This is a genomic window from Xanthomonas euroxanthea (assembly GCF_903989455.1).
Taxonomy (GTDB): domain Bacteria; phylum Pseudomonadota; class Gammaproteobacteria; order Xanthomonadales; family Xanthomonadaceae; genus Xanthomonas; species Xanthomonas euroxanthea.
Genome location: NZ_LR861803.1, coordinates 2760727 through 2773378 on the forward strand (window position 1 = coordinate 2760727; position 12652 = coordinate 2773378).

The 12652-nt window shown below is 66.1% G+C and carries 10 protein-coding genes; 4 read left to right on the top strand and 6 right to left on the bottom strand.

Annotation, left to right across the window (positions count from 1 at the left end):
- Nucleotides 1-2: 2 nt before the first annotated feature.
- The 5 genes from H7A86_RS11535 to H7A86_RS11555 form a co-directional block, all read right to left on the bottom strand.
- Entirely contained in the window at nt 3-1640 is a 1638-nt protein-coding gene (locus H7A86_RS11535) for a glucoamylase family protein (RefSeq protein WP_104582520.1), read from the bottom strand.
- Nucleotides 1641-1741: 101 nt separating this feature from the next.
- Nucleotides 1742-4720: a TonB-dependent receptor gene (locus H7A86_RS11540; RefSeq protein WP_104582519.1), complete on the bottom strand. Its 2979-nt coding sequence runs from the start codon at nt 4718-4720 to the stop codon at nt 1742-1744.
- A 119-nt stretch (nt 4721-4839) separates the two neighbouring features.
- On the bottom strand, nt 4840-5862 hold the full coding sequence (locus H7A86_RS11545) for a LacI family DNA-binding transcriptional regulator (RefSeq protein WP_104648989.1): 1023 nt from the start codon (nt 5860-5862) through the stop codon (nt 4840-4842).
- A 561-nt stretch (nt 5863-6423) separates the two neighbouring features.
- Entirely contained in the window at nt 6424-6693 is a 270-nt protein-coding gene (locus tag H7A86_RS11550; protein ID WP_104648990.1) for a BolA family protein, read from the bottom strand.
- A complete protein-coding gene (locus tag H7A86_RS11555) occupies nt 6690-6989 on the bottom strand; it encodes a YciI family protein (RefSeq protein WP_104648991.1) in 300 nt (99 codons plus the stop codon). The genes H7A86_RS11550 and H7A86_RS11555 overlap by 4 nt, the downstream gene beginning before the upstream one ends.
- A 351-nt stretch (nt 6990-7340) precedes the next feature.
- Here H7A86_RS11555 and H7A86_RS11560 point away from each other — a divergent pair, with 351 nt between their 5' ends.
- From H7A86_RS11560 to H7A86_RS11570, 3 genes are read left to right on the top strand one after another with little or no spacing between them, the layout of a single operon-like run.
- Nucleotides 7341-8246 (top strand): segregation and condensation protein A, encoded by a 906-nt coding sequence (locus H7A86_RS11560; RefSeq protein WP_104582515.1) that lies wholly within the window; start codon nt 7341-7343, stop codon nt 8244-8246.
- Entirely contained in the window at nt 8224-9456 is a 1233-nt protein-coding gene (scpB, locus tag H7A86_RS11565; protein ID WP_232099084.1) for an SMC-Scp complex subunit ScpB, read from the top strand. The genes H7A86_RS11560 and scpB overlap by 23 nt, the downstream gene beginning before the upstream one ends.
- A complete protein-coding gene (locus tag H7A86_RS11570) occupies nt 9449-11086 on the top strand; it encodes a pseudouridine synthase (RefSeq protein ID WP_104648993.1) in 1638 nt (545 codons plus the stop codon). The genes scpB and H7A86_RS11570 overlap by 8 nt, the downstream gene beginning before the upstream one ends.
- Nucleotides 11087-11257: 171 nt before the next feature.
- Here the strand turns inward: H7A86_RS11570 and H7A86_RS11575 are convergent, their stop codons facing one another.
- Nucleotides 11258-11695 (bottom strand): hypothetical protein, encoded by a 438-nt coding sequence (locus H7A86_RS11575; RefSeq protein WP_119131883.1) that lies wholly within the window; start codon nt 11693-11695, stop codon nt 11258-11260.
- Nucleotides 11696-11858: 163 nt separating this feature from the next.
- Here H7A86_RS11575 and H7A86_RS11580 point away from each other — a divergent pair, with 163 nt between their 5' ends.
- Nucleotides 11859-12629 carry a glutaminyl-peptide cyclotransferase gene (locus H7A86_RS11580; protein WP_119131882.1) on the top strand — a complete coding sequence of 257 codons (771 nt, stop codon included), beginning with the start codon at nt 11859-11861 and terminating at the stop codon, nt 12627-12629.
- Nucleotides 12630-12652 lie beyond the last annotated feature (23 nt).

The window sequence follows — 12652 nt, forward strand, 5'->3', positions numbered from 1 at the left end:
GATTACTCGGGTTTGGGGCGTTGCGTGGAGTTTTGGCGTTGCGAGGGGTCTTGCTGGGCCTGGGCAGCGGCGGCACGCGACTCGGCCATGCCCAGCGAACGCGCGGCGGCCTTCTGCTCGTCCTTCTGCGGCGCCGGCTGCGGCTCGCCTTCGGGGGTGAGCCAGCCGCCGGTGAAGCCGGCGCGTTCCAGACCGGCCCGGATGTAGGGGTTCTTCTTCATCACGGTCCAGACGAATTCGTTCTGGTAATTGGCGATCATCGCCAGGATCGGGCCCTGGTCGATGGCGATGTAGTCGCTGGCCACCCAGCCGCGATCGGGCACCATGCGCCCGGTCTTGAGCGGGATGTCGTAGTTGAAGCTGGGATTGAACGAATCCAGAAAGCCGTAGCTCGAGTACAGGAAGTCGCCATAGCGCTTGTGCATCTCCTCGGTGGCCGGGATCACCACTTCCGGGGCGAACACGATCGAGGAAATCGCCGCCGACGGCACGATGGTGCCGTCGTCGAAGTTCTCGCGCAGGCCGGCGCCGCGCGAGGAGTAATGGCGGAACTGGCGCTGCTCGCCACGGTATTCCTGGCTGGTGTTCTGCGGGCCGTCGCCGGCGGTCAGACCCCAGACGTTCTCGCCGTAGTCCTTCCACTTCATCGGGTTGTCGATGGCGTAGTCGCGCTGGGCCAGGGTGGCCCGGCGGCTGTTGAGGAAATAGTCGATGCCGCGTTCGCGCATGTACTGGTCCTGGATATCGCGGAAATCGATCCAGACATGGCTGTATTGGTGACCGAACAGCGGGCCGAAGGACAGGTATTCCTGGCCCTGGTAGACGCCCCAGTCGTTGTTGTAGGTGCGGGTCCAGCTGGTCCACGCATCCACATCCACCCCATGGGTCGGCGAGCCGAGCGCGAGGATGTACAGCATCATCGCCTCGTTGTAGCCCATCCAGTCGTGGTCGATGAAGCCGCTCTCGGGGAACCAGCCCATCGAGATCAGCGGTGCGCGCTGCTGCAGCCAGCGCCAGTCCACGCGCTTGTACAGCGTATCGGCGATCTGGCGGATCTCTTTTTCGCGCGGGTCGTCGCCGTCGTAGTACGACTGGGTGAACAGCACGCCCATCATCAGCAGCGCGGTATCCACGCTCGACAGCTCGACCCAGCTGTCGTAGCGGTTGCCCTGCTGCATGTCCAGAAAGTGGTAGTAGAAGCCCTTGTACCCGGCCCTACCGGTCCGCTGCGGCCCCATCGGCGCATCACGGAAGAATTTCAGTGTGGTCAAGGTGCGGTCGATCGCCTGATTGCGACTGACCCAGCCATTCTCGATCCCGATCGGATACGCGGTCAGCGCGAACCCCACCGAGGCGATGCTGGCGAACGGGCGCGACGGAAAGCGGTCCGGCGACAACCCATTGAGTTCGTTGGTGGTGTCCCAGAAAAACTGGAAGGTGCGACGCTCGATGTCCGAGAACAGCGGCGGAAGCGCCGGTTTGACCGGCTTGGGTGGCAGCTGTGCTTCCACCAGGATGACTTTCACCGGTGCCTTCTTTTCGGCCACCTTGGGCTCCTCTGCCTGTTTGCAGGACGCCAGCACCAGCGCACCCAGCAATAGTGGAATCGTCAACCAATACGAAGTCCTGCCCCTGTTCATCCGCCCCCCACTCGTGTAATCGATTACATCTCGCACGCCAACCTACCCTATCCAAGCGCCGAGTTCGACCGCCCCGGCAGCTGCCGGGGCGGTCGGGTACCTCACCAGTTCAGGCCGAAAGCCAGACGGAAGGTACGCATCGGCGACGCCAGCACACCGGTCGGGGTGCCGTAAGCCGTGTTCAAGTCTCCGAGTGTCCCGGTCTCGCCGTTAAAGTTGGCGTAGTTCACCCAATTGAACACGTTGAGGATATCCGCACGCACGTTGAATTTGACACCGCCGCCGGTATCCCATTCTTTATTGGCGGCGATGCTGAACTCCTTGTAGCCCAGCGTGCCGTCCGGCTTGAACTGGACGATGTAGCACTGGTCGTTGCCGGCCAGGCAATTCTGCCCGTAACGCGCGGTCTGGCTGGCCAGCGACAGCTTGCCGGACAGTTTGACCTCGTAGGGCAGCTCGTAGATGCCGGTGACCACCAGGCGGTTCTTCGGAATGCCGCCGGCCTCGCGCCAGCCATAGTCCTCGATGCGTTCGCGATCCAGTGCGTAGTGCTCGCCGAACTGGCGGTTCTCCTTGGCATCGGAATAGGTGTAGGCCACGGTCAGGCCCCAGCCAGATTCCTCGTCGAACGGCTTTTCGACCTGCAGGGCGAGCTGGTTGTTGCGGGTTTCCACGCCGTTGGTCCCGAGCACGATGGCGCTGTAGCCGTCCGGGCCGTCGGTCGGCGAGCCGGAGGTGGTGCCCGGCTGGAAGAAGGAACCGTCCGGCAGGCGGTTGCCGCGCACGAACGCGAAGCCGTCATGGCTTTCGATACGGCTCAGGGTCACGTCGGTGAACCAGTCCTGGCCCCACAGCGGCACCATGTTGCGCATGCCGATGCTGAACTGGTCCGAGTACGGGGTCTTGATGTTGTTGTCGATCAGGTAGACCTCGCGCCCGCCGCCGCCGGTGCTGCTGCCGGTCAGGGTGTTCAGCCCTTCCTGCGTGCCGTAGGCCGGATTCCATGCCGTGCATGGGTCGCCCAGGCAGGCCTGGTTGTTGGCGCTGGTGAAGTAGTAGCTGTAGGAATTGAACGAGTTGTTGAGCTGCTCGAGCGCCAGGTAGTCGAAGATGTTGCGGTCGTAGGCGCGGCCGGCACCGCCGTAGATCACGTGGGCCTGATCGCCGAACAGGTCATAGGAGGCACCCAGGCGCGGCTGCCAGGCATTCTTGAACGCCTTGCGGTTGTTGCCGGTGCTGATGAAGTTGTTGATGTCGTAGTTGGCGTTGCGCAGGTTGGTCCAGTTCTGCAAGGCACCGGCGACGTCGGACGGGGTGACGAAGTCCAGGAATGCCGGGGTTTCTTCGTAGTCGTAGCGCACGCCCAGGTTCAGGGTCCAGTGCTCGTTGACCTCCCAGTCGTCCTGCAGATAGATGCCGTACTGCTTGTTCTCGGACACCACCGAGCCGCCACCTTCGACCAGCGGCGCACCGAAGCGCACCCGGTACGGCGTTTCCACATCGCTGAGGATGTTGTAGTAGTACTGCGGGTTGGCCGGGTTGAACTGGGTGGAATCCAGATCGATGCTCTTGAACTTCACGCCCATCTTGACGGTGTGCGCACCGTGCCATTCCAGGCTGTTCAAGGTCAGGTCGTCCTGGAAGGTCCAGCCCTTCTGCCCCTTGCGCTGGAAGCTGCTGCCGGCGCCTGCGGCAAGCACATCGGTCTCGTTGCCGCGGTTGGGCGTGTAGCTGAGGATGTAACCGTTGCCGTTGTTGATCGGCGCCTGGTTCCAGAACGCGCTCTCGTAGCTGAGGTTGGCCTCGTTGAGGAAGTTGGCGCCGCTGTACTGCCAACGCAGGTTGGCGCGCTTTTCTTCCTGGCCGTTGATGCTGCCGTGCTCAAGGGTCGAGGTGCCGCCGACGTCGTTGAGCTCGTCTTCCTTGCGGTACTTGCCGCTCAGCTCGAACAGGCTGTTGTCGCCGATGGTCCAGTCGATCTTGGCGAAGTACAGGTCTTCCTTGAACGGCGTGCTGTAGGTGGCGACCAGCGGCTGCAGCTGCGCAGGCAGCTGATCGACGCGGTCCGAATAGATCGAGCCGGGGATCACCACGTTCGGGGTGGTGTATTCCTTGGCTTCATAGGCGACGAAGAAATGTGCCTTGTCCTTGAGGATCGGGCCGCTGAAGGTCGCGCCGTACTGGGTCTCCTCGAAGTCGTCACGCACGCCGGCGCGCTTTTCCAGCGGGCTCTCTTCACGCCAGCTGTCGTTGCTGGTGTCCCAGAAGAAGCTGCCGTGGAAATCGTTGGTACCGGACTTGGACGAGGCGACGATGGCCGCGCCGCTGACCTGGTCGAACTCGGCCTTGTAGTTGGAGGTGATGACCTTGTATTCGCCGATCGCCGACTGCGGGAACGGATTGCCGCGGCTGGAGTCCTGGCCGCTGACGCCGCCGGTGAGCACGTAGTTCTTCTGGCTGACGCCGTCGATATAGACGTTGGTGCCTTCGGCCGAGGTGGCGCCCGAACGCACCTTGGTGGTGCCGTTGGCATCGCGGGTGAACTGCACGTTCGGCACGGTGTCGGCCAGTTCCAGGAAGTTGCGCGTGGCACGCGGCAGGTTCTGGATCTGCACGTTGGAGATATAGGTGGCGTTCTCGGAGGTACGGGTTTCCACCAGTACCGGCGGCGCCTTGACCTGCACCGCGTCCAGCGTGGTGGCGTTACCACCTTCGGCCGTGGCCGGTTCGCCGCCGACGCCCAGGTTCAGGGTCGCGGTCTGGCCGACCTGCACGGTGACGTTCTGCGAGGTGGTCTGGCCGTTGGCGGTGACGTCCAGGCGGTACGAACCCGGCGGCAGGCCGCCAAGCGAGTAGCCGCCGTTGCTGACCTGTACGGTGCGGGTCAGGCCGGTGGCGAGGTTGGTCGCGGTGACCTGGGCCTGGCTGGCAGGTGCCGAGTCGACGGTGACCTGGCCGCGGATCGTCGCGGCAGCGCTCTGCGCGAAGGCCGGGGCGGCGCCCAGCAGCAGGCAACTGGCCAGGGCGCAGCTGAGCAGCTTGCGCGCCGGACTGGCGGAATGGGGGTAGTGGTGGCGCATTGGTCCCTCCAGGGATCGGTACAGAATGTTGTTGTGGCGTTGCGGCTTGCAGGAACGACCGCTGCGGGGGGCAGCGGGAGCGGACAGGACGTCCGCGAAAGGGTCAGGGGCTGGAAACGTCAGAGGCCGGGCTCGCCGGCGCCGCAGGAGGCGCGGACCACCAGCTCGGGCGTGAGCAGTTGGCGGATGCCGTCGTCGTGGCCGGGCTGGTCCACCAGCCGCATCAGCCGGCTCATCGCCTGTTCGCCCAGGCGCGCGATGCTGACCCGCATCGTGGTCAGCGCCGGATGGACGAAACGGGCCAGCGGAATATCGTCGAAGCCGGCCAGTGCCACGTCGCCGGGTACCGAGACATCGGCCTGGGCAAAGGCGTACAGGCAGCCCAGTGCGGTCATGTCGTTGGCGGCGAATACCGCGTCGGGCAGCGCGCCGTCGGCCAGCATCGCCTGCCCGGCACGGTGGCCGGAGGCCTCGTCGAAGTCGCCAGGGAATTCGATGCCCTGCGCGGTGTCGCCGTGTGCGGCGATCGCATCGCGGAAGCCGCGCAGGCGTTCGCGCGCATCGAAGTTGAGCGCCGGCCCGCCGATGAAGGCGATGCGCCGATGCCCGGCCGAGAGCAGGTGTTCGGTCATCGCCATCGCGCCGGCATGGTCGTCGATGCTCAGCACCGGATAGGCGTCGCCCGGAACGTGCGCGTTGATCAGCACCGTGGGCAGCGCCTGCGGCAGGTTGTCGGTGAGGAACCCGGGCTGCTCGGCATACGGCGATAGCACCAGCAGACCATCCACCCGCCCGCGCATGGACTGCAACGCCCTGCCCTGCGCTTCGGGGTCGCCGTGGTAGCTGGACACCAGTAGATGCTGGCCGGCAGCACGCGCCGCGCCGTCGATCCCGCGGATCAGCTCGGAAAAGAATTCGCCGTACAGATCGGGCAGTACCACGCCCAGGGTCTGGGTGCGCCGGCTGCTCAGGCTGCGCGCCGCCGCATGCGGGCTGTAGCGCAAGCGTGCGGCGACGTCCTGCACCAGCTGGCGCACCGGCCCGGCGACGTTGTCGTGCCCATTGAGCGCACGCGACACCGTTGCAACGGAGACCTGTGCTTCCCGAGCGACATCTTTGATGGTGACCGCACCCTTGGCCATTCGTGTCGCCCTCCGCGACCGAGTCCCAAAACTGGCGCGGACTGTAAGCGTTTTCATACAAGGGCGTAAACCCCTGTCTTCACGCCCGTGAAAACGCTTACAGATCAAGCATCTGCAAGTGATGAATACGTGAAGCACCGTGTTGCGACGCAACAAATACTGCCCATATGTCCACGGATGAAGGCCGACGGCGATCACGGTTGGGGCGGTTTGGCCCGCTGCGCATGGACCCCGTAGGAGCGCACCCGGGCGCGACGGGCCTTACCGATAACCTGCGTCGCGCCCGGGTGCGCTCCTACTACGCAGTTGGCGTATTCAGTTATTCGGCCTCGCCTGGCGTATCGATATTGCGAGTGCGAGCGCCAATCGGGTTGCCAGTGACGCGGTTTCGCTCGGGCGCGCCCCTGCAAGAAAGCCAGCCTTCAGCCATCGCGCCCGATTGTCGAATGTCCACCCCGGCAATGCCTGCCCGTAGGAGCGCACCCGGGCGCGACCGGCCTTACCGGTGTAACCTGCGTCGCGCCCGGGTGCGCTCCTACGGCGGCGGCTTGATCGGCCTGGTTACCTCGCCTCGCCTGGTGCGAAGGCCTCGATCGACAGCGCGTGAATATCGGTCTGCATCATCTCGCCGACCGCGGCATAGACCGCGCGGTGACGTGCCAACGGCGGCTTGCCGGCGAAGGCGGCGCTGACCACGCGCACATTGAAATGCCCCCGCCCGTCGCGCGCACCGGCATGCCCGGCATGGCGATGGCTGTCGTCCACCACCTCCAGCTCGGTCGGCGCCAGGGCCGACTGCAGCGCGGCGCGGATCCGCTCGACCCGGCTCATGGCAGCACCCGGCGGAACGGGCGGACCTCGGTGCGCACATACACGCCCGCCTCCACATACGGATCGGCATCGGCCCAGGCGCGCGCGTCGTCCAGCGCGTCGAATTCGGCGATGACCACGCTGCCGCTGAAACCGGCCGGGCCCGGATCCTCGGCATCGATCGCCGGGCACGGGCCCGCCACCAGCAAGCGACCTGCCGCCGCCAGCGCCTGCAAACGGGCCAGGTGCGCCGGTCGCGCCTGCTGCCGGGCCGCCAGTGCATCGTCCCGGTCATACCCCTCGATTACGTACCACATCGACCACCTCGCCAAGAACCTGAAGATCAGCCGTGGGATTCTAGCCGCCTCGGCGCTGGACACCGGCCCTGCGCACGCATTACCCTTGACACCACTGCACACGCAATCGGACGCAGCGGCCCGTCGGCCCAGGCCCCACGCCTCACTCGACGACCGATTCGCTGCCCACCGCCGACCCGCGTAGACGACCTCCTCGCTGTCCCGTCGCCGCATGCCACGCGGCGCACGTTGTATGTGGATTTGTAGGATCGTGCCGGCACGGGCACGACATTGATTGCAATAACTCAAGGCAAAGCCCTGCAGGCGCGGCCCAGACCGCGGCCGGCGACCGTAAGACCCGATGTCGACCTGATGAATTCCGAACTCGCGCACGACGCGAATCCGCCAGCCACGAGCGCGCCGCCACAGCAGCAGGAAATGCCGCTGGCGGTGGTGCATGGGCAACCGGTGCTGCAGATCCCGCAGGATCTGTATATTCCGCCGGATGCGCTGGAAGTCATCCTGGATGCCTTCGAAGGTCCGCTGGACCTGCTGCTGTACCTGATCCGCCGCCAGAACCTGGACATCCTGGACATCCCCGTCGCCGAGATCACCCGGCAGTACGTGGCCTACATCAACGTGATGCAGGAGCTGCGCTTCGAACTGGCGGCCGAATATCTGGTGATGGCCGCGATCCTGGCCGAGATCAAGTCGCGCATGCTGTTGCCCCGCCCGCCCAGCCAGGAAGGCGAGGAAAACGATCCGCGCGCCGAGCTGGTACGCCGCCTGCAGGAATACGAACGCTTCAAGCAGGCCGCCGAGGATCTGGACACCCTGCCGCGCATGGGCCGCGACAGTGCGCCGGTGCAGGCGCATCTGCCCGAGCGCGCCGCGGTCAAGCTGCCGCCGCCGGTGGAACTGAAAGAAATGCTGATGGCGCTGTACGACGTGCTCAAGCGCGCCGAACTGTTCACCGGCCATGCGATCAAGCGCGAGGCGCTGAGTGTGCGCCAGCGCATGGGCGATGTACTGAGCCGCCTGGACGATGGCAGGTTCTATCGCTTCGAATCGCTGTTCACGGCCGAGGAAGGCAAGCTCGGCGTGCTCGTCACCTTCCTGGCGCTGCTCGAACTGGCCAAGGAGCAATTGCTGGACATCGTGCAGGAAGCGCCGCTGGCGCCGATCTACGTGAAGTCGCTGGCCTTGGGCAACACCAATGCGCCGTTGCAATTCTCCAGCGAATTCGATGACAGCGATGCCGCCAACGAACCTATCTGAAGCCGATCACCGAATGGATCAAGCGTTGATCACCCGCATTATCGAAGCCGCCCTGCTGGCGAGCAGCCAGCCGCTGACGCTGGCGCAGCTGCAGGGACTGTTTCCCGAAGAAGAGCCGGCGCCGCCCGGCAGCGTCGAGCGCGCGCTGGAACTGCTGCGCGAGGGCTGCGCCGAGCGCGGCGTGGAACTGGTCGAGGTGGCCTCGGGCTTCCGCTTCCAGGTCAAGGCCGAGGTGCATGGCTGGGTTGCCCGGCTGTGGACCGAGCGCCGCACCAAGTACACCCGCGCCACGCTGGAAACCCTGGCACTGATCGCCTACCGCCAGCCGATCACCCGCGGCGAGATCGAACAGGTGCGCGGCGTGGCGGTCAGCAGCAACATCATCCAGGCGCTGGAAGAACGCGAGTGGATCCGCGTGGTGGGCCACCGCGACGTGCCCGGCAAGCCGGCCCTGTTCGGTACCACCAAGGGCTTCCTGGATTACTTCGGGCTCAAGCGATTGGACGAGCTGCCGCCATTGTCTGAGTTGAAGGACATCGCCGAGCTGGAACCGCAGCTGCCGCTGGACCGCGACGGGCAACTGGATGGCGCGGTCCCGGCGTCGGCAGCGATGGATGCGGAGCACGCTGAAGCAGGTCAGGAAGCGGACGCCGATGCGGAGATGGCGGATGCACACGGCGCCGGCGCCGATGCGGCGACTGCCGCTGCGGCTGACTTGGAGTCCGAAGCGGATGTTGGCGCTGACGCAGACCCGAGCGAGGATGCGCCGGAACGCCGCGATGCGGATGTATTGCAGGCGGCGGACAGCACGACCGACGCAACCAGCGACACCGATGACGCAGCGCATGTGGATACCGATGTAGATGCCGAGATGGATGTCGATGTCGACGATCAGACCGCCAGCACCGCGACTGCAGTCGACGAAGAAAACGAACACCACGCCGCCGCGGTCGATGACCACGCCAGCGCCGATGAGTTGAGTAACGAAACACCGCAACACCCCGGGCATGCCTCGGCGCAGGACACGAACCCGTTGGACCCAGATGACGCCCGTGAGGGCGACCCCGACACCGCGCCGGGAACGCGCGCGGAAGCAGTGAACGAAGACGAAGACAACGCCGTCGCGACGACGACCGTGGCTGTTGACGAAGCCGATTCCGACCCAGAGGCCGACCCGCAACGCGTCGGCCGGAGCCAGACACATGAGTGACACCCCCCGCAAGCTGTCGTTGAACAAGCTTTCCCTCAAGCGCGACAGCGCGCCCGAAGCGCCCAAGCTGGAAGAGCGCCTGCACAAGGTGCTGGCCCAGGCCGGCCTGGGGTCGCGCCGCGCGCTGGAACAGCGCATTGCCGATGGCCTGATCAAGGTCAATGGCGCCGTCGCGCAGACCGGCATGTCGGTGCGCAGCGGCGACAAGATCGAGCTCGATGGCCGCAGTTTCGTGGCCAGCGCGCTGACCGAACCGGCACGCGTGCTGATCTACAACAAGCCCGAAGGCGAAGTGACCACGCGCGAAGATCCCGAAGGCCGGCCGACCGTGTTCGAGTCGCTGCCGGTATTGAAGGGTTCGCGCTGGATCGCGATCGGCCGCCTGGACATCAACACCACCGGCCTGCTGCTGCTGACCACCGACGGTGAGCTGGCCAACGCGATGATGCATCCCTCCTACGAGGTCGAGCGCGAATACGTGGTGCGCGTGCGTGCGCCGGAAGGCGAGGACAAGGTCTCCGACGCGATCATCGAGCGCCTGTCGCGCGGCGTGCTGCTGGAAGACGGCGGCGCCAAGTTCGACGAGATCGAACGCATCGGCGGCACCGACTCGCACGACTGGTTCCGCGTGGTGGTCAAGGAAGGCCGCAACCGCGAAGTGCGCCGGCTGTGGGAGTCGCAGGGCTGCCAGGTCAGTCGCCTCAAGCGCAGCCGCTACGGCAAGATCTCGCTGCCGCGCGAGCTGCTGCGCGGGCAGTCGATCGAAGTGGCGCAGGACAAGGTCGATGCCCTGCGCGCCGAACTCAAGCTGGAAGAAGGCGCGCCCTCGGCATTGACGCTGCAGCCGGTGATCGGCCAGCGCCGCGCCGCCAAGTCCACCGTGCACGTCTCGCGCGATGGCCGCAGCAATGCCTATGTCAACGGCCAGACCTCCGGCGCCGACGAAGGCCGTGAGCTGCGTCGCTTCGACAATCTGCGCGAGGATCGCGGCGGCCGTGGCCGTGGCAAGCCGGGCGGTTTCCGCGGCGGCCTCACCGTCAGCGGCGAGGCGGCGGCCAAGCAGTCGCAGCAGCGCCCGTTCAAGCAGCGCGCTCCCGGCAAGGGCGACCGTGCCCTGCCGGACGGCAACCCGGCCGCGTTCCGCAGCTGGTACGTGCCCGATGGCGTGAGTACCGGCCCCAGCGGCCACCGCAATGCCGGCCCCAGTGGCCCCGGCACCGGCCAGGCGCGCCCGTATGCGAAGAAGGGTCCGGGTGGCGCGCGTCCAGGCGGCGGCCCGGGCAATGCACGTCCCGGCGCAGGCGGCCAGGGGCGTGGCGGCGCCGGTGGCGGACAGGGCCAGTCGCAGGGCCAAGGCCAGCGCAAGCATCCCTATGGTCATCCGGGCAATGCGCCGAGCTTTCCGTCCGACCACGCCAACCCGGGCTTCAGCCCGTATGGCGCGGCACGTCCGGCAGCCGGCCGCCCAAGCGGCGCACGTGCAGGTGGCCCCGGTGGCAACCGTGGTCCGGGCGGCAATCGCGGCCCCGGTGGTCCCGGCGGCGCGTCGCGTGGCCCCGGCGGTCCGGGTGGTCGTCCGCCGGGTGGCGGCAATCGTCGCCCGCCAGGCGGCGGTAATCGCGGACGCTAAGCTGGCAGGACGCACATGAAAAACGGCCCTGCGAAGGGCCGTTTTTCGTTGCTGCTCAGGGCACGCCTGACGTCCAGGTCAAAGCGCGGATGGGTCGGTGTGATCTGCCCCGCTCGATGAAGTCACCGCGGGCCGCGCGAGCGGCGGGGCACCGCGCGCTCGACCGGCGAATTACTTGCGGCGCTCGATCACGAAGTTGCCGACATTGACACCCAGATCCACGCCCTCGCCCGTTCCGGCCAGTGCCAGCGAAATGTCGCCCTTGGTGACCACCTGTGCGGTGCTGGACTTGACGATGCCGGCATGCGCTTCGGCAGCTGCATAGGTGCCGAACAGATCATTGAGGCTGTAGGCGCCGGAGAAGCTGCCGCGGCCACCAACGATCTTGGACTTGCCGACGGTCAGGCCACCGCCCTTGCTGGAGATCTTGACCGGGATCACCGCGCCGTTGTTGCAGGTGATGGTGCCGGTGCCGCTGGCGGTCTTGTAGAACACCGACCAGCCCGACAGGTTGAACGACAGCTGGCAGTCGATGTTGCCGGCGGCCTGCGCCTGCGGTGCCAGCGTGGCGGCGCCCAGCAGCGCGAGAAGGGAAAGTGACTTGATCATGCGGGCATTCCGGTTGGTGAACGTGGCGCCGAGCCTAGCAGCGCCGATGTGGCAGCCGCGACAACATGCCGGCACCGCGCAGGCGACCGTTCAGCGAATGATTATTCGCCGCTGGCTGCCTGCGCCATGACGGTCTGCAACCGCGGCGTGGGATGATCGCCACATGCCACGAACTGCCTACAGCCTGCTCCTCGCCGCCCTGCTGCTGCCTCCGCTCGCCCATTGCAGCGACGCCATCCCGACCCAGGGCTATACCGTCGTGCGCACCTATCCACACGACACCGCCGCCTTTACCGAAGGCCTGTTCTATCTCGACGGGTTCCTGTACGAGAGCACCGGTGAGTTGGGCCGCTCCAGCGTGCGCAAGGTCGAGCTGGAGACCGGCCGCGTCCTGCAGCAGGTCACGACACCGTTGCCTTTTTTTGGCGAAGGCATCGTGGCCTGGCACGACCGCCTGATCCAGCTGACCTGGCGCAACCAGCGCGGGTTTGTCTACGACCTGGCCACGCTGACGCCGCGCACGCAGTTCAGCTATTCCGGCGAGGGGTGGGCGCTGACCCGCGACGACAGCGGCCTGTACATGAGCGATGGCACTGCCCGCATTCGGCGGCTGGATCCGCAGACGCTGCAGCAGGTCGGCAGCATCAAGGTCACTGCCGGCGGCAAGGCGCTGGACAATCTCAACGAGCTGGAATGGGTGAAAGGCGAGCTGTTGGCGAACGTCTGGTTGACCACCCGCATCGCGCGCATCGACCCGGCCAGCGGCAAGGTGATCGCCTGGATCGATTTGCAGGCGCTGGTACCGGACGCCGACACCCTGACCGACCCCGGCAACGATGTGCTCAACGGCATCGCCTACGACGCCGAGCACGATCGCCTGTTCGTCACCGGCAAGCGGTGGCCGAAGATCTACGAGATCAAGCTGGGTGAGTAGCCGGGATTGGGGATTTGGGATTG

Coding starts and splice junctions, on each gene's coding strand:
- H7A86_RS11535 (WP_104582520.1), bottom strand. CDS start 1,640: ATGAACAGGGGCAGGACTTCGTATTGGTTGACGATTCCACTATTGCTG.
- H7A86_RS11540 (WP_104582519.1), bottom strand. CDS start 4,720: ATGCGCCACCACTACCCCCATTCCGCCAGTCCGGCGCGCAAGCTGCTC.
- H7A86_RS11545 (WP_104648989.1), bottom strand. CDS start 5,862: ATGGCCAAGGGTGCGGTCACCATCAAAGATGTCGCTCGGGAAGCACAG.
- H7A86_RS11550 (WP_104648990.1), bottom strand. CDS start 6,693: ATGAGCCGGGTCGAGCGGATCCGCGCCGCGCTGCAGTCGGCCCTGGCG.
- H7A86_RS11555 (WP_104648991.1), bottom strand. CDS start 6,989: ATGTGGTACGTAATCGAGGGGTATGACCGGGACGATGCACTGGCGGCC.
- H7A86_RS11560 (WP_104582515.1), top strand. CDS start 7,341: ATGAATTCCGAACTCGCGCACGACGCGAATCCGCCAGCCACGAGCGCG.
- scpB (WP_232099084.1), top strand. CDS start 8,224: ATGCCGCCAACGAACCTATCTGAAGCCGATCACCGAATGGATCAAGCG.
- H7A86_RS11570 (WP_104648993.1), top strand. CDS start 9,449: ATGAGTGACACCCCCCGCAAGCTGTCGTTGAACAAGCTTTCCCTCAAG.
- H7A86_RS11575 (WP_119131883.1), bottom strand. CDS start 11,695: ATGATCAAGTCACTTTCCCTTCTCGCGCTGCTGGGCGCCGCCACGCTG.
- H7A86_RS11580 (WP_119131882.1), top strand. CDS start 11,859: ATGCCACGAACTGCCTACAGCCTGCTCCTCGCCGCCCTGCTGCTGCCT.